This is a genomic window from Paenibacillus sp. FSL R10-2771 (genome assembly GCF_038000205.1).
GTDB lineage: Bacteria > Bacillota > Bacilli > Paenibacillales > Paenibacillaceae > Paenibacillus_AQ > Paenibacillus_AQ phytohabitans.
This window is the reverse complement of record NZ_JBBOBM010000001.1, coordinates 5,033,648-5,057,267: the sequence shown is the minus strand read 5'-3', so window position 1 is coordinate 5,057,267 and position 23,620 is coordinate 5,033,648. Positions and strand designations below refer to the sequence as shown.

The following is a 23,620-nucleotide window of genomic DNA, read 5'->3' as shown; positions in this document are numbered from 1 at the left end:
CCGCCGGGAGCGGGCGTTTTCATATGAGATGCCCTATAAACGGTGCAGTAGCTGCGGACAAGAGCGTAATTTCAGGAAACCGGCAGGAAATTGCAGCCGGAAGCTTGTGTATTCCCCGTAGTAACGGGTAAGCTTAGAATCCATAGGTTAAGCATAGGTCGATCATAGGCCAAACATAGAAAGTAGAAAGGAAGGGCATTAAGTGGCACATATTCTATCAAACGGAATACTTACAGTGGAGATAGCAGAGCCGGGAGCATATAGCGGCACCCGGTTTGATTGGAGCGGTTTTATTACAGGAGTGACTCTGGAGCAGGGGGGGCATACCTTTTGTGTGCCGGAGAGTCTGGTTCCGGGACAGGGCAGCGGAGGCATAGGCCTATGCAATGAGTTCGCCATTTCCCGGGCAATCGGCTATGAGGATGCCGCTGCCGGTGAGTGGTTCCTGAAGCCCGGGGTCGGGCTGCTGCAGAAGCAGAGCGATGAAGCATACGATTTTTTCGGGAAGTATCCGCTTATTCCCTTCACCATAAATCAAGAGCTCAGCAGGCATTCGGTCACTTACACCGTCCAGCCGATGGAATGCCGGGGCTACAGTATGCGGCTGACTAAGACGATTACGCTGAATGAGGACCGGCTGGATATTGCCTACGGGATTGAGAATGTAGGGGACAAGCCGCTGCGCATAGAGGAATATATTCATAACTTTGTCGGAATCAACGGCGCGGCTGTCGGGGGGGAATATGAGCTGAGGCTGCCGGGCAAACTCCGGATTGCAGCGCCGGAATCCTCATATACGGACAATTTGCTAAGCGTGTCCGGTAACAGTCTTACATGGAAGGAAGCACCGGACCGTCCCTTCTATTGCCGGCTGGAGGGCTGGGAGAACGCGGCGGCTGATTATTATTGGGAGCTCGTCCATAAGCCAAGCGGTGCCGGAATCCTGGAGAGCGGGGATTTCATTGCGGAACGGATCATTCTATGGGGTGAAAAACATGTAATTTCTCCCGAGGTTTTTATTGACATCACCATTTTACCGCGTCACAGCAAGGGTTGGAAGCGCAGCTATCAATTTTTTGCCTCCTGAAGCCTGTCTAGCTTACCTCCTATGTGAATAATTATACTTGCTGCTGTTTAATGTTATCTGCTATCATAGCGATATCCATATTCATAGGAGAGAAAGGGTGGGAGCAATTTTGAGCAAGAGAGCATACAATTTTAATGCCGGTCCGGCAGCATTGCCGCTTACAGTATTGGAACGTGCACAAGCGGAGTTTGTTGAATTCCGGGAGAGCGGAATGTCCATTATGGAGATGTCGCACCGCGGAGCTATATACGAATCCGTGCATAATGAAGCTCAGGAACGCCTGCTTTCGCTCCTCGGCAATCCGCAAGGCTACAAGGTATTGTTCATTCAGGGCGGAGCAAGCACACAGTTCGCTATGGTTCCGATGAACTTCATCTCTGCAGGCCAGGTCGGCAGCTATGTTATGACAGGAAGCTGGGCGGACAAGGCCCTGAAGGAAGCCAAGCTGACAGGCGGCGGGCATGTTGCCGCATCCTCAGAGGATAAGAAGTTCCTGGCGATTCCGGAGCTTAGCAGCATCAAAGCTGCTGACAATGCCGCATATCTGCATGTTACCTCGAATGAAACGATTGAAGGGACACAATACGCAGAGTATCCGGATGCTGGTTCTATTCCGCTAATCGCAGATATGTCCAGTGACATTCTGAGCCGTTCCTTCGACATCAACAAATTTGGTCTGATCTATGCAGGTGCGCAAAAGAATCTGGGACCTTCAGGCGTCACTGTAGTGATCGCCAAGGAAGAGCTGATTTCCAGTTCTCCTGCGAATATTCCGACGATTCTGCGGTATGATACACATTATAAGAACAACTCTCTCTACAATACGCCGCCATCCTTCTCTGTATATATGGTTAATGAAGTGTTAAAATGGATTGAGGAACAGGGCGGGCTTGCCGGTACCGAAGCCAAAAACCGTGATAAAGCAGGTCTCCTCTATGACTATATCGACGGCAGTGACGGCTTCTACCGCGGAGTTGCGGAAGAAGGCAGCCGTTCCATTATGAATGTAACGTTCCGGATGCAATCGGAGGAGCTGGAGAAGCAGTTCATCAAAGCTTCCGAAGCGGAAGGATTCGTTGGCCTCAAAGGCCACCGCAGCGTTGGCGGCTTGCGTGCCTCCATCTATAATGCGGTTCCTCATGAGAGTGTTAAGGCACTTGCCGATTTCATGAAGCATTTCCAGCAAACTCAAGGTTAATGAAAGAACGCTCCTGACCTTCCGCCTGGCGGTGGAGGGTCTTCTTCTTGCCCGCAGCTCAGGATTTCCGGGCTGCGCCTGTGCCTGGAACCATCATCAAGAATTCATTACAGGGCCAAGTACGTCTTTAGGACCCTACAGAGAGGAAGCATCCGAATTATGGCATTAAACATTGTGCTCGTAGAACCGGAAATTCCGGCGAACACAGGCAACATTGCCCGCACCTGTGCGGCTACGGGAACCCACCTCCATCTCGTGCGTCCCCTCGGTTTCCGTACAGATGATGCAACACTGAAACGTGCCGGACTCGATTATTGGCATGCGGTAACCATTGAGTATCATGATTCCTTCAGTGAAGTACTTGAGAAGTATAAGGAGGGCCGTTTCTTCTACGCCACCACAAAGGCTGAGAAGCGTTATACGGATTTCACCTTTCAGGATGGTGACTTCTTTGTGTTCGGCAAGGAAACCAAGGGACTGCCGGCAGATATTCTGGAAGCCGGCAAGGAAACCAGAATGCGCATGCCGATGAGCGAAGCAGTAAGATCGCTTAATTTATCTAATTCTGCAGCGATTATTGTTTATGAAGCACTCCGGCAGATGGATTTCCCGCAACTTTTCTAAAAGTTGACATCAATTTTTATTTTTTTCAGCAGGATTCGACATTTTAGTAACGAAATAGTTAATTAGTGCCGAAATAAGTAGTATAGAAAGTGAACTTAAGAATGAAAGTTCTCATTCTTAAGTTTATCTTAGCAGCTACTAATTATCAGTTGAACAGGAGAGTGTAAGTTAGATATGAAACCTGCTGGCGTTGTACGTAAAGTAGATCAGCTGGGTAGAATTGTTCTGCCTAAGTCCCTGCGTAAAAGGTATTCAATGAATGAAGGCGACCCTGTAGAAATTCTGGTTCAGGGCGATCATATCATTCTGGAGCGTTATCGTCCGAAGTGTGTCTTTTGCGGAGGTATGGAAGGCGTAAGCGAATATAAAGACCGTTATATTTGTGCAAGCTGCCTTTCGGAAATGACTCAATTGCCAAGACACGCGTAAGTGCAAAACAGCATTACTATCTACATAGGAGAAGCGCTGAACGGCGTCCTGTAACAGGCTGCTGATTGGGTAAGGCTTTTCTTCACACCAAAAAGAGCGCCGCACATCAGTGCGGTGCTCCTTTTTTTGTAAACGCTCAGCGGACTCTTATAAGCCCTTGGTCTTGTCGTCGTTGTAGGAAGAAGTAAGGATGCCGGCCAGAAACAGCAGAAAAACCAGGGTCACGATCCAAAAAGTCAGGGAGAACGACATGCTGTGCACCTCCGTTAGTGACTGTTATTCGTTAATCTGATTATACGCTTTCATTCCGCAAAAATAAATGAAAATGTGATTAATGGCATTGACGAACTCCAGTCACTTACTTGAAGAACAGGAAGTTCGTCGGTACACGCCGCAAATTGCCGTCAGAAGGGTTATTGATGACCTTCCCCCGGAAGATCAGCGAGGAAGATCCGCCTCCATCGAGATTGTAGGCATCAATGACGCCAAGGTTATACAGCTTGTCCTGAAGCTCTGCCAGAGTAGCCCCGGAATTGCCGTTCTCGTCATAACCGTCGGCCACCAGAATGAGCAGCTGATCATCCTTGAAGTTGCCGATCACGGTGCGCGGTGCACGCTTAGGAGTGAGTTGCCATTTCTGCGGAATCACAGTCTTGGTGTGATTCTTCAGCAGAACCGGGACGAAGGTGGCGCCAAAAACGGGCTCCAGCTGATCCAGCTGTGCCCGGCTGCTGAACTTGCCGCCGATCAGCTGCCCGGACTTATTCAGGCCGACGAAGCTGAGATCCTTGTAGCTGGGTTCGAAGCCATACAAATACTGGCCGCCGACAATGGTTGTAGACAGCGGATAACGCTTGCCGTTCTGATCGGCGAACCCGCCGGCGTTGATGCCTGCGGATGCACCATAGCGGTTCACGGCCTGCATGGTGGTCTCGGATGCGCCAGTGCCGTCACCGGCAAGACTCATCTTCATGGCGGCAGGATCCTTCAGCCTGATCTTTAACGCGTATGCTTTATAGTTTCCGGGGTTCAGCCGGTACAATTCAATGGTAATCCGGTCACTGGTAATTACATCGGCAGGTATGCCCAGCCGGGAGGTAATCCGGTTATTGTAGATCCGCTCCGGGCGGGAGGTCTGGGCTGCGGCCGTACTGACCAGCGCATTCATGGCATTCGTGGTCTGCTTGTACAGCAGGGCACTGGCGCTGATCGAATCGATGGTGTAAGACGCATAGCTCCTGGCTACGGCCAGATCCCGCTTAAGCTTAGCGGTCTCACTAACAGGGCCGGAGACAGCAGTAAAGGGTCCGGTATCGAGCTTGAGGTCGAGCGGCGGCTGATACAGCCACAGGCAGAGCAGCAGTCCGAAGAGCGGCGCGGTCAGGAGCATGAAGAAGCGGTTTACTCTTTTGACAGGAGTCATCATTTGAGCAGATCCATCTCTTTCTTAAGCGCATCCAGCTGTTTCTTGACCTCGCTTAATTGTGTATACAGTTTGTTGCTGTTGTCCGTCTTGTTGCTGGCGTTATCTTTGGTGAAGGTCAATAATTCATTAAAGGTCTGCACCGTGCTCTGCAGTTCCTTCACCTGTTCGGTCAGGACGGCGATCTTGGATTCGTAATCGGTCTTCAAAACGGTAAGCTGCTGCTGGCTTTGTGATCCAAGCTCGCTCAGCACCTGATCTTTCAGATGGTTCGTGTAGCTGTACACGGCATAAACGCCGAGTGCAATCATCAAAATCCAGAACAGTAGAAACCATTTTACGGAAGGTCCGCTTCTCTCTGCGCTCCGGCGCGAGTGTACCCGGGTTGATTCCGCTAGCGGTTGCATTTCATCACCTCAAGCCATTTTTTTTCAAGTCCCCATTCTATCAGACTTTTACTATTTTCGCAAAAGTGAAAGAGCTTGTGAAAACAAGAAAAAGTAATTGCATCCTGTTAAACTACTGCGATACAATTTCTATAGATTGGAATATCTGAGGGGCGTATTCAAGGTAAAAGTAGGAAGAACAGACAAGACATCATAGTTCCTTGCTTGCGTGTTAACCGGAAACGCTTATCGCGCTTTCCATTCTGGTAAATTATATAGATAGCAGGAGGTCTGGGCATTGATGAAAGTCTGGCGGGTGGTCATCGTGGGATGTCATCCCACAAGTATGTTGGGAACAAAATTGATTCTGGAAGAAGGGGGAGAGCTGGAGGTTGCAGGTATGTATTCCACCTGGAGCGAATGCGTTTCCATGGTGCGCGATACCGGGCCGGACCTGGTACTCAGCGATTATCAAATGCCGGAAGGAACGGTAGAGGATGTTCTGCCAGAGATGAAGAAGAGCTCACAGAGCTCCCATTTTATAATTATGACCGAAGAGAATGATAAAGAAATGTTTCAGCCGCTGATGGAGCTTGGGGCAAGCGGAGTGCTGTCCAAGGGGGCGACTCCGAATCAGCTGCTGCAGATGATTAGCGGAATCCGTGAAGGCTTCCTCTCCATTCCGCTCGAATGGATTGAGAAGGGGTTACGTCCGGTGACCTCTTCCAGAGGGCTGGACGCTGTAATGCAGCTGACACAGACAGAGATGTTTATTATGGAACGCATTGTGCAAGGAATTACATACGATAAGATCGCCCTGGAGATTGAAGTCAGCCGCCGCTCGATCGATAACTATCTGCGCAAGATTTATGTTAAGCTGGAAGTATCTACGAGGGCACAGGCGATCGAGAAGTTCGCCCTATTCTCAAGACAGAACAAGCAAATCTACGCCTGATCCCCGTATAACGACATAATGCCGTCCGGGCTGGAATATTCTTAAACCAGAGTAAAGGGGGGAGCGTATGAAGTATGAATTTTCTGCGCGCGCACATACGTTATTGTCATCACCACTGCTGAGTATCCGCAAACAGACGCGGCGCGGCACGCTGATCTCGCTGGCGGAAGAGCTGCCGGCGGAGGAATTATTCCCGTTGCCGCTGTTGTCTGAAGCGGCGTCGACGGTGATATCGGCAGATGCCGGAGCTCTGCAGTACGGTGATCCCGAGGGCTATGGCCCGCTGCGGGAGTGGCTTACCGGAGATTGGCTGGGAGGCAAAGGGGTTAATGTGGCCGAAGGCGGAGTTCTTCTGACAACGGGAAGCCAACAGGCCATCGATTTGCTGGCCAGAGTCTATATAGATCCCGGGGACCGGGTGCTGGTCGAGAATCCGACCTCTCCGGGCATTCTGCAGGCGCTGCGGATGCAGGGTGCCGTGATCATTCCGGTGCAGGGGGATAAGGACGGCCTGCTGCCCGATCATCTGCGCAGCGGAATCCGCCAGCACCGGCCCAAAATGCTGTTTGCCACGCCGAGCTTTACCAATCCGAGCGGTGTGCTGTGGAGCCTTGCACGGCGCAAGGAAATTCTTGAGCTGTGCACCTCGCATAACGTGCTGATTATAGAGGATGATTCTTACGGTGATCTGCATTTCCAGCGATATGATGAGCATCCTTCGCTGAGATACCCTTCCCTCTACGCGCTGGAGAATGTCAGCGAGGGCGGGCATGTGCTGTATATCGGTTCATTCAGCAAAACGGTTGCGCCGGCGCTGCGGACGGGCTGGGCGGCGGGAAGCCGCGAGCTGATCGGGATGATGACCGCTGCGAAGCAGATGGCGGACTGGCAGTCCAGCTCGCTGAACCAGCGGCTGCTGCATCATCTGCTTAGTGTAAGCGCCTTTGATCTGCGGGAGCATATCACCCTGCTGAACCGGGAATACAATACCCGCCTGAAGCTGATGGCCGAGCTTCTGAAACGCCCGGCCTGGAAAAGCAGCGTGTATGATATGCCGGTTGGCGGGATGTTCCTCTGGGTGTCGCTGCCGGAGGGGCTGGATGCCATGGCACTGCTGCGTGCCTCATTGGCTAAAGGCGTAGCCTTTCTGCCCGGACCGCTCTGCAGTGTAAGCGGAGGCTCGGACCGGATCCGGCTTAACTTCAGCCACCCCGGCCGGGATGAGCTGCTGCTGGGCATGAATCTGATGAGTGAAGCGGTATCGGAGTTTACGGCGCGGAGCTGAGAGTGACGGGAATCACCGGAGCATGATATAGAAGAAGGATGACTGCTTGCCATGGAATGGCGGGCGGTTGTCCTTCTTTTTTTGAACTGAATTTACAAAGATGTCTTTAGAATCGGAAAAATATGAAACTTATCGTGTTGTAGAAGGAACTATACTTGGGCTGAGTGTCAAATTTATTCCAAACCCAAGGAACCGGAGCTGAAAGAGAATGAAAATAAACAAAACATATAGGTTGGCAGCTTGCATTGCAGTATTGCTAATGGGAGGATGCAGCAGTAATCCGGAACCACCGGATGCGGCTGTACCCACCGAAACCGCTGAAGCCGCAGGACCTGCTGCTGGCAAAGGGGCAACGGGCCTTACGGCTTTAGATACTCTTGTATGTGAGGAACCGGTCAACAAGCTGCACTACAGCCGGAATCAGCTCCAGGAGATCCGGGAAGCGGCGCAAAAAGCAGGCTTGGCGAACGTATATATTCCTGAGATTGGCGGCGGTCCGGATGATTATTTTGAAGAGGCCAAGGTGGACGGAAACCGGTTGACCCTTCATTTCATCCGGATGGCGATTACTGAATCTATGGAGGAGCTGGAGCCTGGGGGCGGAAATAGAATGGTTACCAAGGTGCAGCTGTCCCCGCAATTGGAAGGAAAGTGGATTAGCGAGGAGGAAAGTACGGTGGAATATTTGTATGGTGAAATAGATAACACCCATTTTGAAATCTTCTCAGCCAGAATGTTTGACCGGAAGGATTTTGAGGATGCAGCGAAATCAATGATTCTGCTCCAGCAGAAATAACACACCTGTAAGTTTCCGATGAGCAGGAGTGATGTAATGGAGAACATACTGGAGTGCAGCAATTTGGCCAAAGGATACAGAAGGAAGGTTGCACTGGACGGCCTCAGCCTGGCCCTTCCCAAGGGGAGAATCGTAGGGCTGTGGGGACCGGATGGGGCGGGCTGCCCGCAAGCTAGGCAGTGATATGTACATTGCTGCAGCAATAGGGGCTGCGATTCTGTATCCAACGGTACTACGCTGCTGGGGTCTGGGGGGACGTTCTATCCATGTCCACAAGTATTACGGCCTTTATGGGGATTAGAGAGCCTGCTATGTATGGCGTAAATAGGCGTCTTAAGAAACCGTTTATCTCTGCCCTGATCGGCGGAGCTGTCGGCGGTGCGTTCCTCAGCTTGTTCAAAGTCAAAGCTTATGTCATCGGCGGACTTGCCGGGCTCTCCCGGATTCCGATGGTTATTGGAGCGACCTTCGTCTATTCGGTCATCAGCTTTGCAATTGGTGCTGCGGTTGCGGCTGTCGTCACTTATATTTTGGGCTTTGAAGATGAGCCTGAAGCTGCTGCAGCGCCGGTTGTGGAAGCAGCACCTCGGGCAACAGCAAGCGTGACGGCTACGTCTGCTGTAACGCGGGTTGAACCGACGATGGTTAATGAAGAAGTGTTCAGTCCGATTGCAGGTGAAGTGAAGCCGCTGAGTGAAGTGAATGATCCGGCGTTCTCCGAAGAAATTATGGGTCAGGGTTTTGCCATTCAGCCCTCCGAAGGCCGAGTGGTATCGCCGGTCAACGGAACGGTGTTCTCGCTGTCGAAGAGCGGCCATGCGATTGGTCTGGTCAGTGACAGCGGAGCCGAAATGCTGACCCACATCGGGATCGACACTGTGAAGCTGAAGGGACTACATTTCTCGCCTAAGGTTACCGCTGGAACCAAGGTGTCTGTCGGCGATCTGCTGATGGAATTCGATCATGTTGAGATCGAGAAGGCAGGCTACAGCACAATTACGCCGGTCATTATCACGAACATCCAGCAGTATAACTCAATCCTGCCTTCCGGCCGCTCCTCCGTTAAGGAGAAGGAGCTGCTGTATACGGTGCTTGCTTAGGCACGGTAGCTGGAAAGCTGAAAAGTTAGATAGCCGAAAAGCCAAAAGCATAAGGCGGGTGTGACTGCTGGTGTGGGAGGATGTAGGGCTGAGACTTGTAAGTCTGGCGCGAAAGTAATGGAAGAACGACTGGAAGAACGACTGGAAGAACGACTAGAAGAACGATTACAAGAACAAGTGAAAGAACTAGGTTGGAAAAAAGGAGTTGTCTCGCCACGCAGGGGGTCTGCGTACGGGATGACTCCTTTTGTATCTGTATCTGTATGCGTATGCGTGCCTTTTTGCTCTGCCCAATTCTGCTCTGCCCTTCCTCACGGAATAGGTGGAAAAAGAGCATTTAATTCTTCTGAAACTGGAGATTTCAGGAATTTAAATGGAAATAATACATCTATTGATTCGGAATCGACCATTCGATTCGAAATCAGATCAATTAGATGCTTTTTATCCAACTAAACCGTTCTGACGGGATAAAGTCATGAAGTTAAGTGCTATTATTCCACTTGTTGGGTGGCTGTAGAATAGGAATGAGCCTTCCTGCGTGAATTCTAGGCGCAAAAGCGCTGGAATAAAGCCGCAGCGTTAGGACGAAGACATACAAGCGCGAGCTTGGCGCTCCGTCCGGGATTGTTCAAGATGCTAAGGACGGCATCGCTGCTGCGGCGGGGCCGGAGGGTGGAGCGGTAATCATGGATTCGCGACTCCCCAGCCGAGGGTGAGCCGCGAATCCATAGTCCCCGCTCCAGCGGGGCAAGCCGCCTACAGCTTGCCTGCGCTGATCTCCGCGATCGCGGCGTATTCGATCAGCGCTGCAGTGCCGGCGGCCGTGAGCGTGTAGCGGCCGCGCCCGACCCGGAAGAACCACGCATAGTAGTTCTTCTGCAGGTAGGCGGCGGCGCCCGGCACGCCGCTTCGCTTGCGCAGCGCGGCGGGGGTCACGCCGCGCGGAGCCTCAGGCGCGCCGCCCAGCGGGGCGCGCCCGTCTGCGAGGCCGGCCGCGCCAGCAGCGGCTTCGGCCTCGAGGGCCTGCAGCGCGGCGGCCACGCGCAGCGCCTTCTCGCGGTAGGCCGTCACGAGCTTGACGCGCGTGCTGCCGCCGGTGTTGTAGTCCCCGCTGCGCTCGCGGAACTCGTAGAGTAGGCGCTCGCGGCGGCGTACAGCGCTGCGGGCCCGCGGCGGCGCCTCGCCCGGCTCCGCGAGCACCTCGACGAGCGGGGCCTTCGTCTTGTAGAAGACGACGGTGATCAGCCCGAGTCCGAGCCGGCGGCACAGCCCGCTGAGCTCGCCCCAGCGCTGGTTCACCGCGCCCTTCTTATCCCGCACGCGTTCCACGGCGAGATAGACGTTCGGGCTAAGGCGCAGCCGTTCCACCCCCTGCAGCAGCAGGGCGAGGTTGAACGATTTTTTCATCTCCACGATCAGCGGCTGATCCTCGTCTTCCCGGATGCCCACCAGGTCGCAGGTCCGTACCTCACCCTTGATGTCATAGCCCTGCCGCTCAAAAAAACTCTTCAAAGGAGCATACAGCTCCGTTTCCTGTTTGATCGCCATTGTACTCACTCCTGCGCTCTTAATGCAGCATAATTATTTAAGGGAAATCATGATTCTCTATTATAGCACAGCAAAAAAGAGGTCAACTATTCCGGGCTCGCCGCATAGGTATGTAATACACTTTCTAAGCTTGGTGGAGCAAGTAGGAGCGCAAGAGGAGGCAGCGAGCCATGGATATTTTTGAGCGTATAGCTTCGTATCGGGCTGAGAACGACCGTTTGGCGTGGAGCGGCACTTTCAAGGACTATATAGAACTGCTGAGACTAGATCCCTCTCCCGCAAAAACGGCTCATTCCCGCGTATACGACATGATCAAGTCACACGGCGTCGAGGACATCAACGGACGTAAACGGTATAAGTTTTTTGAACAGGAAATCTTTGGGCTGGACCGTGCGGTGGAGAAGCTGGTGGAGGAATATTTCCATTCCGCCGCCCGGAGGCTGGATGTGCGCAAACGGATCCTGCTGCTGATGGGACCGGTCAGTGGAGGCAAGTCAACACTCGTCACCCTGCTCAAACGCGGACTGGAGCAATATTCGCGTACGGATGCAGGTGCGGTATATGCCATCGCGGGCTGCCCGATGCACGAGGATCCACTGCATCTGATTCCGCTGGAGCTGCGTCCGGAGATCGAGCGGGAGCTGGGTGTACGCATCGAAGGCAACCTCTGCCCATCCTGCCAGATGCGGCTGAAGAATGAATACCAGAGTGATATCGAACAGGTTGGAGTTGTCCGGGTGCTGTTGTCGGAGGAAGAACGGGTAGGTATCGGGACCTTCAGCCCGTCCGATCCGAAGTCGCAGGATATTGCCGACCTGACGGGCAGTATCGACTTCTCGACCATCACGGAATTCGGCTCGGAATCCGATCCGCGCGCCTACCGCTTCGACGGGGAGCTGAACAAGGCTAACCGCGGGGTAATGGAGTTCCAGGAAATGCTGAAATGCGATGAGAAATTCCTGTGGAATCTGCTGTCGCTGACCCAGGAGGGTAATTTCAAGGCCGGGCGCTTCGCGTTAATCTCGGCGGATGAGATGATCATTGCCCATACCAATGAGACCGAGTATAAATCCTTCATTTCCAATAAAAAAAATGAGGCTCTCCAGTCGCGCATGATCGTCATGCCGGTGCCTTATAATCTGCGGGTCTCGGAAGAGGAGAAAATCTACGCCAAGCTCATCGGCCAGAGTGATATGAAGCATGTGCATATTGCCCCGCATGCGCTGCGGGCGGCGGCGATCTTCTCAATCCTGACCCGGCTCAAGGAGAGCAAGAAGCAGGGAATGGACCTGATCAAGAAGCTGCGCATGTACGACGGCGAAGAGGTAGAGGGCTACAAGGAAGCCGATCTCAAGGAAATGCAGACCGAGTACCTGGACGAAGGCATGTCCGGCATCGACCCACGTTATGTTATCAACCGCATCTCCAGCGCTTTGATCAAAGGCGACCTGCAGTGCATGAACGCATTGGATGTGCTGCGGGCGATCAAGGACGGCCTGGACCAGCATCCTTCGATTACGAAGGAGGAACGCGAGCGTTACCTGAACTTCATTTCCATTGCCCGCAAGGAATACGATATTCTCGCCAAAAGCGAAGTGCAGAAGGCATTTGTGTATTCTTTTGAAGAATCCGCCAAAACGCTGTTCGAGAACTATCTCGACAATATTGAAGCCTTCTGCAACTGGTCCAAAATCCGCGACCCGCTCACGGATGAGGAGATGGAGCCGGATGAGCGGCTAATGCGCTCCATTGAAGAGCAGATCGGCATTTCCGAGAATGCCAAGAAGGCATTCCGCGAGGAGATCCTGATCCGCATTTCCGCTTATTCCCGCAAAGGCAAGAAGTTCGAGTACAACAACCATGACCGGCTGCGGGAAGCGATCGAGAAGAAGCTGTTCACCGACCTGAAGGATATTGTCAAAATCACCACCTCCTCCAAAACGCCGGATGAGAGCCAGCTGAAACGCATCAACGAAGTCAGCCGCCGCCTGATTGATGAGCACAACTACTGCCCGATCTGCGCCAATGAGCTGCTGAAATATGTCGGAAGCCTGCTGAACCGCTGACGGGGACGCAGCTTGACGGAACTTGGGGACTGCCGGAAGGTAGTCCTTTTTCCTGTCACGGCTAAATATGTGCTGTTCGTATAGAAGGGAATACCCGGCCATAATCATGACTTCGCTCGGATATTCCCCTTATAAAGATAGACCGGGCCCGGCTTACTCCTGAAGCTCCTTGGCCTCCTGATTCTTGCCGCCAATAGTAAAGCCTAATTGTCCGTTATATTTGCCTACCTGTCCGGTAACGCCTAAGCCTGCGCCCTGACCGCCGCCGAGCTGCGCCTTGGCCTGGGCACCGAGCCCATTGTCACCGCCGAGCTGCAATTGGGTCTGAAGTCCGGCACCTTGACTTAAGCCCAGATGGCCGCCGGCCTCTGCACTCAGACCATGTTCACCTCCGGCTTGCGCCCCCGTATGAAAATTGGCTCCCTGGCCGCCGCCCAGCTGGGTAGCTGCCTGGGCAGCCAGCCCGTACTTGCCGAAGGCCTGGGCATCTGCATTAAGTCCAAGACCCTGGCCGCTGTCCAGATGGGTGTTACCTTGCGCCTGGATTCCATAAGAAGTGTTGCCGATGTGGCCGTCTGCATGCATACCAGCACCGGTGTATTTAACATTGCCGCCGGCATTTACACCGATGCCGTGTTTACCGCCTACTTCACCTCCGGCATCTACATGAATCCCTTGCCCGCTGCCGACATCTGCGTTCATATGCCCTTTTACGAATTCATTTTTTACACTTTGGTTTTCTGTTGCCGGAAGGGTGTGACCGGGTTCTGAGCGGACCAGATGGTGGTAGTAATGCGAGTAAGGGAAGGAAGTGTTACGCGGAGAATAAGGATAGGCGGATGGATAAGCTTGACTGTTCGGATATTCGTTATCAAAGGTCATAAGGGTACCTCCATTATTCAATTAATTACAACAGCCTATTCATCTCACCCTTGAAGTGATACGATTCAGGGGAGTTAAAAGTGTGTTGTAATGACAGCAGCGCTGTGCTACATTATGAATGAATTTAATATTATTCACTCAGGCGCGGAGGGCTTACAGATGGAAGATAAGAAGGCTGAGATTTTCAGATGCGGCAAAGAGCTGTTCAGTTCCAAGGGCTTCAAGGACACCAATATTTCCGACATTACCAAAATGTGCGGGTTCGCCGTAGGCACGTTCTACAATTATTACGCCTCGAAGGAGAAGCTGTTCATCGATATTTATCTGCAGGAGAACGAGAAGCTGAAGCGGAGCATCCTGCAGTCTTCGGTCAATCTGGATGACGAGCCTGCCAAAGTGCTCAAAGAAATCATGGCGCTTAATTACAGCGGGATCCATACGAATCCAATCCTGAAGGAATGGTACAACAAAGCTCTTTTCAGCAAGCTGGAGAAGGAATTCTATGAGCATGGCGGTATAGAGGGCATTCATGAAATGATGAACAGCGGCACGCTGGAATTAATCCGGCACTGGAAGACCAAGGGGAAGATCAGAGAGGATCTGGAGGACGGCATGATTCTTGCCTTGTTCAACTCCGTGCCGTATATTGACATCCACAAGGAAGAGATCGGGGTTAGCTATTTCCCGCAGATTCTGGATTATTTAGTCGAGTTTATCATGAAAGGCTTGACGGATACACAGCATTGACAAAGGTTTCCGGCTTCTTTTGGCGGCGGCAGAATACACTATTAAATGTTCAGTGGATGTACTGGGCATTTTATTCCGGTTTGAAATGAATGAATATAATAATGTTCATTCATATTATAAATATAACGAATTGAGGCGTCATTATGAAGACTATCATTATTTACAGATCAGGCCGCAGCATGAACACACAGAAGATTGCAGCCGCTATGGCTGAAGTGCTGGGTGCAGATTTGGCCAAAGTGGAGGACGTTAAGCCGGAGATGCTGTCCGGATATGACCTGATTGGCTTGGGTTCAGGCATTTACGCCTCCAAAATCCACCGCAGGATGTTCAAATTCATCAAAAAGATGCCGCTCCGGGACAAGAATGTCTTTATTTTCTGCACATCCGGATCTGGGGTATTCAAGAATCAAGCGCTGGTTGAGGCAAAGCTGGCGGCTAAAGGCTGCAATGTCATCGCTGAGTTCCACTGTCCCGGTGAATTCAGCCCGCTGGGCTTCAATCTGGACAAAAAAGGGCATCCCAATGAGCAGGATTTCGCGGCTGCCCGCAGGTTTGCAGCTGGATTATTAGATAAGGCTTCCTTAATCCGCTAGAGTAATGCAGCAAAACTGGAACTGACCCGCTGGCTGCCGGTTGTTATAATGGAATCAGCTTTGTGTTAGGGAAAGGCTGGTGGAGCACCTGAATTACAGCAGGGAGATCGAGCGGAGTATTGATTATATTGAGGAGCATCTGCGGGAGAACCTGACGGCAGAGGAGATTGCCGCACAGGCGGGGTATTCGCTGTATCATTTTTGCCGGATGTTCAGCCGGTGCCGGGAGATGCCGGTTATGGAATATGTGCGCAGCAGGAGGCTGTCCCTGGCAGCAGTAGAGCTGTTTGGCGGGCGGCGGATTACGGATATTGCGCTGGAGTATGGTTTTGAGACCCCCGGCGGCTTCGCCAAAGCCTTTCGCAAGGCCTTCGGCTATAGTCCCTCGCAGTATGCGGCACGGATGGACGGGTATCTCCGGGACAGATCGGTATACCAAATCGGGGATTATATCAGGGAGCCCGTGATGGTGAGCAAACCGGCGTTTAGGGTGGCTGGTTATGGCATCGAAACGAACGTGGAGGCCGGAAGCTATACGCAGGACGTCGCTTCCTTCTGGTATTACTATGATGGAGACAATCTGGAGGATAAAATGTACGCCAAGCTGAACCCGCTGAAGCACGGGGAGGTTGGCTTATGTATTCCGGCAGACGATGGCGGCAACGCCGTCTACCTGCTGGGGGTTATAGTGGAGGACTTCAGCCTTGTGGCTGAGGAAATGCTAACCGCTGTTGTGCCTGCTGCGCAGTATGCGGTATTCACGACACCGCCGGTGGATCTCAGCGATGAGGAGAACCCGGATACTTTTGCCCAAGTGGTGAAGTCTACGTGGCAATATATCTTCGAGGAATGGTTCCCGGAAAGCGGTTATGTACATGACGAGGACAAGCTGAACTTTGAGTACTACGACGAGCGGTGCCATGCGCGGGTAGATACGGTGATGGAGATCTATGTTCCGGTGATTGAGCGGCGGGGAAAATAGGAGCTAAATACGGCGGAGGCAAAGGCTGTGCGGTGAAGGCGTAACTGCGGGGATTTTGGACTTCCGGTCGCTGCTAAGATTGGATTTAAACCGCTGGGCAGCGGTTTAAATCCAATCTTAGCTTATGCTTCCGAAGCGAGCTTTCCTATGGAAAGCTTTCAGGCGAACGCTATCGCTCCTACAGTTCCAAAATCCCCTCCGTTACTCCCACCGCCCAGTCTTTGCCTGCTTATTAGTCCTGTTGTTCCGGCCGCTTGGTGGTGGCGGCCGCAAGGAAGGCCCGCAGCGCACATTCCAATGTGCAGACGGGCCTGGATTTTGTAAACCGGTAAACCGCGGCTACACCCGCTGGCACTTCGTACAGGGCGGGTGTGACCACAGCCACAACCAAAACTACAACCAAAACTACAACCAAAACACCAACCACTAACCACTTTATCATGGGAAATTAGCCGGAACTGACTGAATGCCAGCAGTTATGTGTTAGCACAGGTCATCACGCGAGCAAATTCCCCGCTGGGATTCCACTTTTACAAGCTGGTTGTACTTTGTACATTAGAAACCCCTATATTTGTTACTGAACTGCATTCTGTTGTATTTCGTGCATTAGATTTCTGCGTTTAGAGTAAAAAACAGCCTATTCTCTAAATTCAATTGTACAAAGTACAATAGATGCTGTTTTTCAGAGGAATTAGCATTATTCTACTGCACAAAGTACAATTGCTAGTATTGTAATACATCATAGAGTACTCTCCGGACTCAGGTTGAGCTGTGCTAAGAGGACACGCTACATAAACTTCCGCTGCACCTTTTTGCCGTCATAGGTAAAAAGGGCTTTTTTGTCTTCCACAACAGTTTGCAGATGCACGGTGCGGCCCCACAATGAGTAGATATGCGGGAGGGTGCGTTCCAGGTACTTGAGATCCAGCTCGATGCTCTCGTAGCGGTGGGCGATCAGCAATTCGCCGTTACGCTCATAGTCGGCATCCTGGACAACGAGGTACGGTGAGCCGCCGTTAACCCGGGCCAGCACAAGCTGGTCACGCACATTTTCCCAGGCTTTGTCGGTGATCTTCCATTCCGGACCTTTTTTCTCGAAGACATAGAGGTCAAGGTCGTTAACCAATTGCTTCGACAGGTAGCTGCGGATAAAAGAGATGTCGGAATCCAGCTCGCGCACCTCGAACATTTTGTCCCGGTCCCAGCGGCGTTCGATATCCTCGAAGATCTTCAGCCCCAGGTAATAAGGGTTCAGGCTCTGGCGCGAAGGCTGGACTACGGATGAGTTGAGCTTGGCGTATTCCACCGTTTCCTCGGCCGTCAGATCCAGCTCGCGCATGATCCGCTGATGCCAGTAGGAAGCCCAGCCCTCGTTCATGATCTTGGTCTCCATCTGCGGCCAGAAATAGAGCATTTCGTCATGCAGCATGGTCATGATATCGCGCTGCCAGTCTTCGAGGGCGGTGGAATATTGCTGGATGAACCAGACAATATCTTTTTCCGGCTCGGGAGGGAAGGTTCGTTTGCCTGCAGTTTCCGGCGTTGGCGGGGCGACATCGCTCTTCTCCAGATCCCATAGCTCACTGTAGGCATTTGCAGGACCGGGACCGCCGGGAGGGGAATCCTTGCGCTCCTTCATTTTGGCTTCGAGCAGGTGGGTCTTGCCCAGCTTGCGCGGCTGGATCAGGCTGGGATCAATATGCTCCTGAATCGCCAGCACAGAATCGATGAAGTTCTCCACCGTATCGGTTCCATAGGTAACCGAATAATCGGCGATCCGGTCAGCGGTGGCCGACATGCTCTCGACCATATCCCGGTTGGACATCGAGAAGCGCATATTGTTCTTGAAGAAGTCGCAGTGCGCCAGCACGTGGGCGACAATCAGCTTATTCTGCACCAGGGAGTTGCCGTCGAGAAGGAAGGCGTAGCACGGATTTGAGTTGATTACCAGCTCATAAATTTTGCTCAGGCCGAAATCGTATTGCGACTTCATTTTATGAAAAGTCTTACCGAAGCTCCAGTGTCCGAACCGGGTGGGCATCCCGTAGGCACCGAAGGTATAAATGATATCCGCAGGACATATCTCATAACGCATCGGATAAAAATCGAGGCCGAACCCGGTAGCAATCTCCGTAATCTCGGCAATCGCCCGTTCCAGCGCTTTAATCTCATCACCGGGCATGCATCCATCTCTCCTTCCAGCTTGTGAACCGTTCTTCTTATGTATATGGGCGGAGGGGAGGGAGTATGATGGGAAGAGTGCGGCATGAGAGGGCAGATGAGTTATTGTACAAAAATAGCCTAACCCACAGCGAATATGCTAAGAGGTTAGGCTATTTATTCGTTCTGGGTCTTGTTCAGTAACTGGGCAAACTCCTCTTCGCTGTCACTGTAAGTGGAAATTCCATCTCTACGATCCTTTTGAGCTTGTTGAAGTTGAGAGAGGACACCTTCATCTTTGAAGATAACCGAAGTCATTTGCTTCTTTTGTTCATCTGTAAGTATTCTGGTCATTGGAGCCACTCTTGGTCTACTAGAAGCACGAATCTCAACCTTCAAATCATCATTTCCGGTATGTGACACAATCACGCCATCCTTAGATTGTAGCTGCTCCTTAGTCGCTTCTTGGGGGTCTTGAATAGCACGGATCAGTGCGACTTCATCCACAAACTTAGTGTTGCCTTCGGTATGTGATGCAAGGATTTGCAGCTTAACGTATTGATTGGGATAAATCTTCCGAACCTCTTCCCATTGCATGGGCTGGCACCTCCAATTTGGTTTGTCCTTATATTGTATCAGAATATGATCCATAAAAAAGTTCTCCAAAACGATGTATATCGTTCATGGAGAGCCTTTTTGTGTAAGCACCTTAGAGATTCGAAGCCTATATAAGAAGCACTAAAGAAACTAACAAAAGCAAAAGAAGCGGAGTGGAAATTTGGAACTGCAGGAGCGGTAGCGACCGCCTTCGTCACCGGATATCCACCGCGAAGAGCGGTATTAATCAAGAAATCTGGGGACAACAGCGCCGGAAGTCCAAATGTTCACCGCAGTGACGATGAAGCTTCAAGTTCAAGTCTTAAGTGCGTCTTATATAGCCTAAACATTCATTATTCTGCTTCGGTATAGAATATTTTAAGTAGAATATTCTGCGAATAATTTCCAAAGTGCTCCCCGAAAATAGTAAGTCCACCTTTGTTTTTAGAATGATCATCAATACTAATCTTCAACTTGATGAAGGGGGAATCTTCGATCTTTAAATTGGCAAGTGTAACCGATGATATTTTTTGACCGTCTATTCCGGTATCATTCTTGGTGACTCTTAAATGTTTTAAAAGGCCGTACTGGCTAAGTTTGTTATCCCACCAGGTTGGTGTTAATTTTCCGCGTACATCTGAAAAATTTCCTGGAGCCGTCCAGGTGCCTAAAAAAACATCGTTTATATAAAACGCGATATCACTTGGCCAATTATTGTTGGATTCAGGAAACTCTGAAGAAAGCTCCAGGGATAACTCTAATAATTCTGCAGTAAAATTTTTGTTAAAATCATTCGGAATAATATATTCAACGAAGCCCTCCGCAAACCAAAGTAATGAAGCATCGATCCGGTCATTGGATACGAATGCCCGTTGATCATCTAACTTTCCGATTACTTTAGTTGGGCTAGCTAATCCACATGTAGGGGTGACTGAAAAATTAGAATAGTATCCAAGCTTGATTTCATTAGTAATCACATTAAAAGGAAGATGAAGTTTTTCTGGTAAGTTGATGGAAATATGATCAACAGCAAGAATAAAATTCTTCTTTCTGCTATCGGTAACCTCTAAGTTTTCCTGGAGCTTGATTATCTTGGCGTCCTCTAGTAATCGGATATGGCGTGAAACGATAGCTTTGCTTAATTTTAGTTTTTTGGCGAGCTCACTAACATTAAGAGGCGTATGTAACAATAATTTGAGAATTGAAGCTCTTGTGTCAGATGCCAGTGCTTTCAAAACAGAAATACCATTCTCATCGAGTTCTAAGAACATATGTACCTCCTTACCCGGATCAATCTAGCTTTTATAAAGAACTTGAAAATATACAGACAGGGAAAAGTGACGGAGGAGAATTTTGGCACTGTAGGAGCGATAGCGTCCGCCTTTGTCCCCGGAGTTCTACCGCTAGGAGCGGTTCAAAATCAAGAAATCTGGGGACAACAGCGGCCGGAGGGCCAAACATTCTTTGGAGTCACGGCAATCCCATAACAGAAAAAATACAAGTACAGTCTATATAGCCGCTGCCTAACATTATAACATATTGTTAACTTTTTAGTTTACAATAATGGGTCCGGTTGGGCGGTAATTTATTATTGTATACCACAAAGTTGAAAATCACGAATAACGTTGATACAAGCTTGAAAGAACGCTTTCATCATGATAGTATTTGCTTGCTTGTGAGGAAGGTATACTGTTGAACTCGTAAAAAAAGTTAACTATTATTGTTGCGGGACTAATAGGATAGGAGATGAAGCTAGATGTCACATCGGATGGAATATCCGCGTCCACAGTTAGTTAGAGACGCATGGCTTAACTTAAATGGAGCATGGCAATTTGAATTTGATGACAGGAACGTTGGAGCTGCACAGCGATGGTATGATCCAAGTGAAAAATTCAGTCAGACCATTCAAGTTCCCTTTGCTTTTCAAACCCCTACAAGTGGAATACACGACACCTCTTTTCATGACTATGTCTGGTATAAGCGTAATTTCACACTTGATCCAGGTTGGTATAAGAAGCGTGTTGTCTTACATTTTGGAGCGGTAGATTATAGAGCTTGGGTGTATGTGAATGGTCATTATATCGGCGTGCACGAGGGAGGACACACTCCATTTTCTTTTGATATTACGCATGCATTAACCGGGCAGGAGGAACAGGTGACTGTTCATGTTGAGGACCCTTCGCAGGATGAGACAATACCCCGGGGCAAACAGTTCTGGTTAGAGAAGCCGGACAGCATCTGGTATACCCGCACGACAGGGATTTGGCAGACCGTGTGGCTGGAGGCGGTGAACCCTGTTTATATTCATCAGGTGAAGTTTGAGCCCGATGTAGATCGGGGGAGCATTGGAATAGAAGTTAAATCTGAGGGATATGGATCAGAGGAATTAGATGTGGATATTCGTATTTCTTTTCAGGGAGTCCCTGTTATTCAGGATCGAGTACGATTGCTGCAGCCCATAACACGTAGAACGGTAGATCTGTTTGGTTTGAGAATCTTCAGGACAAACTTTCATAACGCCGGCTGGACCTGGACTCCGGAAAATCCTAATCTGTTCGATGTTGAAATGAAGCTGTACGATCATGGGGTTGAGGTGGATTGTATACAATCGTATTTCGGCATGCGGAAAGTTCATACAGAGAATGGTATGGTCTATCTGAATAACAAACCTTATTATCAGAAGCTTGTACTGGACCAAGGTTATTGGCAGGAAGGATTACTTACTGCGCCAACGGATGAGCACCTGAAGAAAGATATTGAATTAGCTAAAGAATTAGGGTTCAACGGTTGCCGTAAGCATCAAAAGGTAGAGGATCCGCGGTTTTTATACTGGGCAGATCGAATAGGGTTCCTTGTATGGGGAGAATGCGCGGCCAGCCCCTCTTACAATAATGATGCTGTAGCCCGGTTAACCAAAGAATGGATTGAAATTATTGACCGTGACTTCAATCATCCGTCTATTGTTGCCTGGGTTCCGCTTAACGAAAGCTGGGGAATTCCGATGGTGAAATCGAATAAACAGCAGCAGTATCACTGCTTAGCCATGTATAGTCTTATTCATTCATTGGATGATACCCGATTAGTGATATCGAACGATGGATGGGAAATGACACGAACTGACCTTTGTGCGGTACACAATTATCAGCATGGAAGAGCAGATGAGACCGATAAGTATGAAGAATTCAAGCGGATTCTGTCCACGAAGGAAACGATGCTTGCTTCCAAGCCATCCGCCCGCAGTGTATATGCAGATGGTTATGAGCATCGGGGAGAGCCAATCTTGTTAACTGAATTCGGTGGTATAAGCTATAAGGCTGGCGCTGACGATGGTTGGGGATATACCAGTGCACAATCTTCAGAGGATCTTGTTCTAGAATATGAAAGAATTATGAAGGTTGTATACGCTTCTAAGATTATTTATGGTTATTGTTATACGCAGTTGACCGATGTGGAGCAAGAAATTAACGGTCTATTGGCCTATGATCGGACACCCAAATGCGATATGTGGTTAATTAAAGAAATTAATAGTCAATGGCATCTGCGGACCATTTAACCGGAACATATTGAATGACAAGGAGCTTAGGAATCCATGACAAATGAAAACCTGCTTCAAAAAATTGGGCTGGTAGTAGATAAGCTTATGAATCTGGGCGGTAGCGACTATGAAAAGGATAAAACCGTGGTGCAGGCCGATACAAAATTAGGGATTGTGCAACGGGATTTCGGAATTGAAGAATGGGACTGGCCTCAGGGCGTCGGTCTTTATGGTCTTTACAAGCTGCAGAAGGTTTACGGCGATCACCGCTATAAGGAATTTTTTCAGAATTGGTATTCCCGTAATCTGGAGGTTGGACTGCCTTCCAAAAACATTAATACAACAGCTCCTTATCTGGCTCTGGTTCTGCTCCTGGATCAACTTGAGCCTTCCAGCCAACTGGAACAGCTATGCCAGGAACATGCGGATTGGCTCCTTCATGAGTTGCCCAAAACCAAAGAAGGAGGCTTTCAGCATACGGTTACTGCCATTGGCAACCGGGATGGAATTCACTTGCACAATGGGCAGCTATGGATTGATACGCTCTTTATGGCGGTTCTGTTTCTGAACCAGGCCGGGCGCAAGTTCAACCGGCCGGAGTGGCAGCATGAAGCTGAACACCAGATTCTGCTCCATATCAAGTATCTGTTCGACAAACATACCGGCCTGTTCTTCCATGGCTGGAGCTTTGAACGTAATGATAATTTCGGCAGCATCTTCTGGTGCCGCGGCAATTCCTGGTTCACCTATGGGATCGTCGATTACCTGGAAGCCTGCCAGGATTCGATTAGCCCGGGTATCCGGAAGTTTCTGATTGATACGTATACAGCTCAGGTCAATGCCTTGGTTTCACTTCAGGCAGCTTCCGGTCTTTGGCATACAGTCCTGCAGGACCGGGCCAGCTATGAAGAGGTATCCGGGTCGGCCGCAATTGCCGCAGGTATCCTAAAAGGCATTAAAGCCGGTATTCTGGATTCCTCATATCAGGCTGCGGCAGACAAGGCCATTCAGTCGGTATGTCAAAATATTAGCGGAGATGGAACCGTACTGAATGTGTCGGCCGGAACCGGGATGGGAATGGATAAGGATCATTACAAGAACATTACCCTCATGCCGATGGCATACGGACAGTCCCTGGTGCTTATTGCCTTGTATGAAGCTGTGAACTACCCTCACCTATAGAGGTGGCGGCTTCTTGGAAACAACCCGGACTTGCTCAAAACG

22 protein-coding genes are annotated in these 23,620 nt (G+C 50.3%); 15 read left to right on the top strand and 7 right to left on the bottom strand.

Annotated features, from left to right (window positions below; genetic code table 11):
• Nucleotides 1-202: 202 nt before the first annotated feature.
• From NSU14_RS21635 to NSU14_RS21620, 4 genes are all read left to right on the top strand, one after another.
• Complete coding sequence (locus tag NSU14_RS21635; RefSeq protein WP_340947338.1) at nt 203-1,087, top strand: hypothetical protein; 885 nt, start codon at nt 203-205, stop codon at nt 1,085-1,087.
• 106 nt (nt 1,088-1,193) lie between these two features.
• Nucleotides 1,194-2,285 carry a 3-phosphoserine/phosphohydroxythreonine transaminase gene (gene serC, locus NSU14_RS21630; RefSeq protein WP_042140917.1) on the top strand — a complete coding sequence of 364 codons (1,092 nt, stop codon included), beginning with the start codon at nt 1,194-1,196 and terminating at the stop codon, nt 2,283-2,285.
• Between the two features lie 159 nt (nt 2,286-2,444).
• Nucleotides 2,445-2,909 carry a tRNA (uridine(34)/cytosine(34)/5-carboxymethylaminomethyluridine(34)-2'-O)-methyltransferase TrmL gene (trmL, locus tag NSU14_RS21625; RefSeq protein ID WP_340947337.1) on the top strand — a complete coding sequence of 155 codons (465 nt, stop codon included), beginning with the start codon at nt 2,445-2,447 and terminating at the stop codon, nt 2,907-2,909.
• Between the two features lie 174 nt (nt 2,910-3,083).
• Nucleotides 3,084-3,338 carry an AbrB/MazE/SpoVT family DNA-binding domain-containing protein gene (locus NSU14_RS21620; protein ID WP_039303382.1) on the top strand — a complete coding sequence of 85 codons (255 nt, stop codon included), beginning with the start codon at nt 3,084-3,086 and terminating at the stop codon, nt 3,336-3,338.
• A 358-nt stretch (nt 3,339-3,696) separates the two neighbouring features.
• Here the strand turns inward: NSU14_RS21620 and NSU14_RS21615 are convergent, their stop codons facing one another.
• The gene (locus NSU14_RS21615) at nt 3,697-4,764 is read right to left on the bottom strand and encodes a phosphodiester glycosidase family protein (protein WP_340947336.1); all 1,068 of its coding nucleotides are present in this window, start codon (nt 4,762-4,764) and stop codon (nt 3,697-3,699) included.
• Nucleotides 4,761-5,168: a hypothetical protein gene (locus tag NSU14_RS21610; protein WP_039303387.1), complete on the bottom strand. Its 408-nt coding sequence runs from the start codon at nt 5,166-5,168 to the stop codon at nt 4,761-4,763. Before NSU14_RS21610 ends, NSU14_RS21615 begins: the two co-directional genes overlap by 4 nt.
• A 277-nt stretch (nt 5,169-5,445) precedes the next feature.
• On the opposite strand from NSU14_RS21610, the gene NSU14_RS21605 reads away from it, so the two are divergent.
• The 5 genes from NSU14_RS21605 (at nt 5,446) to NSU14_RS21585 (ending at nt 9,283) form a co-directional block, all read left to right on the top strand.
• Nucleotides 5,446-6,102 carry a response regulator transcription factor gene (locus NSU14_RS21605; RefSeq protein ID WP_340947335.1) on the top strand — a complete coding sequence of 219 codons (657 nt, stop codon included), beginning with the start codon at nt 5,446-5,448 and terminating at the stop codon, nt 6,100-6,102.
• Nucleotides 6,103-6,169: 67 nt separating this feature from the next.
• On the top strand, nt 6,170-7,387 hold the full coding sequence (locus NSU14_RS21600) for an aminotransferase-like domain-containing protein (RefSeq protein ID WP_039303393.1): 1,218 nt from the start codon (nt 6,170-6,172) through the stop codon (nt 7,385-7,387).
• A gap of 232 nt (nt 7,388-7,619) precedes the next feature.
• Nucleotides 7,620-8,183: a hypothetical protein gene (locus NSU14_RS21595; RefSeq protein ID WP_340947334.1), complete on the top strand. Its 564-nt coding sequence runs from the start codon at nt 7,620-7,622 to the stop codon at nt 8,181-8,183.
• Between the two features lie 36 nt (nt 8,184-8,219).
• Complete coding sequence (locus NSU14_RS21590) at nt 8,220-8,366, top strand: hypothetical protein (protein WP_156118576.1); 147 nt, start codon at nt 8,220-8,222, stop codon at nt 8,364-8,366.
• A gap of 83 nt (nt 8,367-8,449) precedes the next feature.
• Nucleotides 8,450-9,283, top strand: a complete 834-nt coding sequence (locus NSU14_RS21585) for a glucose PTS transporter subunit IIA (RefSeq protein ID WP_340947333.1) — start codon at nt 8,450-8,452, stop codon at nt 9,281-9,283.
• Nucleotides 9,284-10,039: 756 nt separating this feature from the next.
• Here the strand turns inward: NSU14_RS21585 and NSU14_RS21580 are convergent.
• A complete protein-coding gene (locus NSU14_RS21580; RefSeq protein ID WP_042135187.1) occupies nt 10,040-10,831 on the bottom strand; it encodes a DUF2161 family putative PD-(D/E)XK-type phosphodiesterase in 792 nt (263 codons plus the stop codon).
• A gap of 170 nt (nt 10,832-11,001) precedes the next feature.
• Here NSU14_RS21580 and NSU14_RS21575 point away from each other — a divergent pair, with 170 nt between their 5' ends.
• Nucleotides 11,002-12,897 carry a PrkA family serine protein kinase gene (locus NSU14_RS21575; RefSeq protein ID WP_039304496.1) on the top strand — a complete coding sequence of 632 codons (1,896 nt, stop codon included), beginning with the start codon at nt 11,002-11,004 and terminating at the stop codon, nt 12,895-12,897.
• Between the two features lie 153 nt (nt 12,898-13,050).
• On the opposite strand, the gene NSU14_RS21570 is transcribed toward NSU14_RS21575, so the two are convergent.
• On the bottom strand, nt 13,051-13,779 hold the full coding sequence (locus tag NSU14_RS21570) for a hypothetical protein (protein WP_052421748.1): 729 nt from the start codon (nt 13,777-13,779) through the stop codon (nt 13,051-13,053).
• Between the two features lie 159 nt (nt 13,780-13,938).
• On the opposite strand from NSU14_RS21570, the gene NSU14_RS21565 reads away from it, so the two are divergent.
• The 3 genes from NSU14_RS21565 to NSU14_RS21555 all read left to right on the top strand — a co-directional run bounded on the left by NSU14_RS21565 (nt 13,939) and on the right by NSU14_RS21555 (nt 16,104).
• Nucleotides 13,939-14,526, top strand: a complete 588-nt coding sequence (locus NSU14_RS21565) for a TetR/AcrR family transcriptional regulator (RefSeq protein WP_042140920.1) — start codon at nt 13,939-13,941, stop codon at nt 14,524-14,526.
• 143 nt (nt 14,527-14,669) lie between these two features.
• Complete coding sequence (locus tag NSU14_RS21560) at nt 14,670-15,122, top strand: flavodoxin domain-containing protein (RefSeq protein ID WP_076242668.1); 453 nt, start codon at nt 14,670-14,672, stop codon at nt 15,120-15,122.
• Between the two features lie 79 nt (nt 15,123-15,201).
• Entirely contained in the window at nt 15,202-16,104 is a 903-nt protein-coding gene (locus NSU14_RS21555) for an AraC family transcriptional regulator (RefSeq protein ID WP_340947332.1), read from the top strand.
• Nucleotides 16,105-16,891: 787 nt separating this feature from the next.
• Here the strand turns inward: NSU14_RS21555 and NSU14_RS21550 are convergent.
• From NSU14_RS21550 to NSU14_RS21540, 3 genes are all read right to left on the bottom strand, one after another.
• On the bottom strand, nt 16,892-18,286 hold the full coding sequence (locus NSU14_RS21550) for a SpoVR family protein (protein ID WP_042135191.1): 1,395 nt from the start codon (nt 18,284-18,286) through the stop codon (nt 16,892-16,894).
• 155 nt (nt 18,287-18,441) lie between these two features.
• On the bottom strand, nt 18,442-18,861 hold the full coding sequence (locus NSU14_RS21545) for a hypothetical protein (protein WP_197074346.1): 420 nt from the start codon (nt 18,859-18,861) through the stop codon (nt 18,442-18,444).
• A gap of 353 nt (nt 18,862-19,214) precedes the next feature.
• Nucleotides 19,215-20,132, bottom strand: coding sequence for an ArsR/SmtB family transcription factor (locus NSU14_RS21540; RefSeq protein WP_042135193.1), 918 nt, complete (start codon nt 20,130-20,132; stop codon nt 19,215-19,217).
• Nucleotides 20,133-20,617: 485 nt separating this feature from the next.
• Between NSU14_RS21540 and NSU14_RS21535 the strand changes: the two genes are divergently transcribed.
• The gene (locus NSU14_RS21535) at nt 20,618-22,414 is read left to right on the top strand and encodes a glycoside hydrolase family 2 protein (protein WP_340947331.1); all 1,797 of its coding nucleotides are present in this window, start codon (nt 20,618-20,620) and stop codon (nt 22,412-22,414) included.
• Between the two features lie 36 nt (nt 22,415-22,450).
• A complete protein-coding gene (locus tag NSU14_RS21530) occupies nt 22,451-23,578 on the top strand; it encodes a glycoside hydrolase family 88/105 protein (RefSeq protein WP_336103582.1) in 1,128 nt (375 codons plus the stop codon).
• The last annotated feature ends 42 nt before the right edge of the window (nt 23,579-23,620 follow it).

Coding starts and splice junctions, on each gene's coding strand:
- trmL (WP_340947337.1), top strand. CDS start 2,445: ATGGCATTAAACATTGTGCTCGTAGAACCGGAAATTCCGGCGAACACA.
- NSU14_RS21620 (WP_039303382.1), top strand. CDS start 3,084: ATGAAACCTGCTGGCGTTGTACGTAAAGTAGATCAGCTGGGTAGAATT.
- NSU14_RS21615 (WP_340947336.1), bottom strand. CDS start 4,764: ATGATGACTCCTGTCAAAAGAGTAAACCGCTTCTTCATGCTCCTGACC.
- NSU14_RS21610 (WP_039303387.1), bottom strand. CDS start 5,168: ATGCAACCGCTAGCGGAATCAACCCGGGTACACTCGCGCCGGAGCGCA.
- NSU14_RS21600 (WP_039303393.1), top strand. CDS start 6,170: ATGAAGTATGAATTTTCTGCGCGCGCACATACGTTATTGTCATCACCA.
- NSU14_RS21590 (WP_156118576.1), top strand. CDS start 8,220: ATGGAGAACATACTGGAGTGCAGCAATTTGGCCAAAGGATACAGAAGG.
- NSU14_RS21585 (WP_340947333.1), top strand. CDS start 8,450: ATGTCCACAAGTATTACGGCCTTTATGGGGATTAGAGAGCCTGCTATG.
- NSU14_RS21580 (WP_042135187.1), bottom strand. CDS start 10,831: ATGGCGATCAAACAGGAAACGGAGCTGTATGCTCCTTTGAAGAGTTTT.
- NSU14_RS21575 (WP_039304496.1), top strand. CDS start 11,002: ATGGATATTTTTGAGCGTATAGCTTCGTATCGGGCTGAGAACGACCGT.
- NSU14_RS21570 (WP_052421748.1), bottom strand. CDS start 13,779: ATGACCTTTGATAACGAATATCCGAACAGTCAAGCTTATCCATCCGCC.
- NSU14_RS21565 (WP_042140920.1), top strand. CDS start 13,939: ATGGAAGATAAGAAGGCTGAGATTTTCAGATGCGGCAAAGAGCTGTTC.
- NSU14_RS21560 (WP_076242668.1), top strand. CDS start 14,670: ATGAAGACTATCATTATTTACAGATCAGGCCGCAGCATGAACACACAG.
- NSU14_RS21550 (WP_042135191.1), bottom strand. CDS start 18,286: ATGCCCGGTGATGAGATTAAAGCGCTGGAACGGGCGATTGCCGAGATT.
- NSU14_RS21545 (WP_197074346.1), bottom strand. CDS start 18,861: ATGCAATGGGAAGAGGTTCGGAAGATTTATCCCAATCAATACGTTAAG.
- NSU14_RS21540 (WP_042135193.1), bottom strand. CDS start 20,132: ATGTTCTTAGAACTCGATGAGAATGGTATTTCTGTTTTGAAAGCACTG.
- NSU14_RS21535 (WP_340947331.1), top strand. CDS start 20,618: ATGTCACATCGGATGGAATATCCGCGTCCACAGTTAGTTAGAGACGCA.
- NSU14_RS21530 (WP_336103582.1), top strand. CDS start 22,451: ATGACAAATGAAAACCTGCTTCAAAAAATTGGGCTGGTAGTAGATAAG.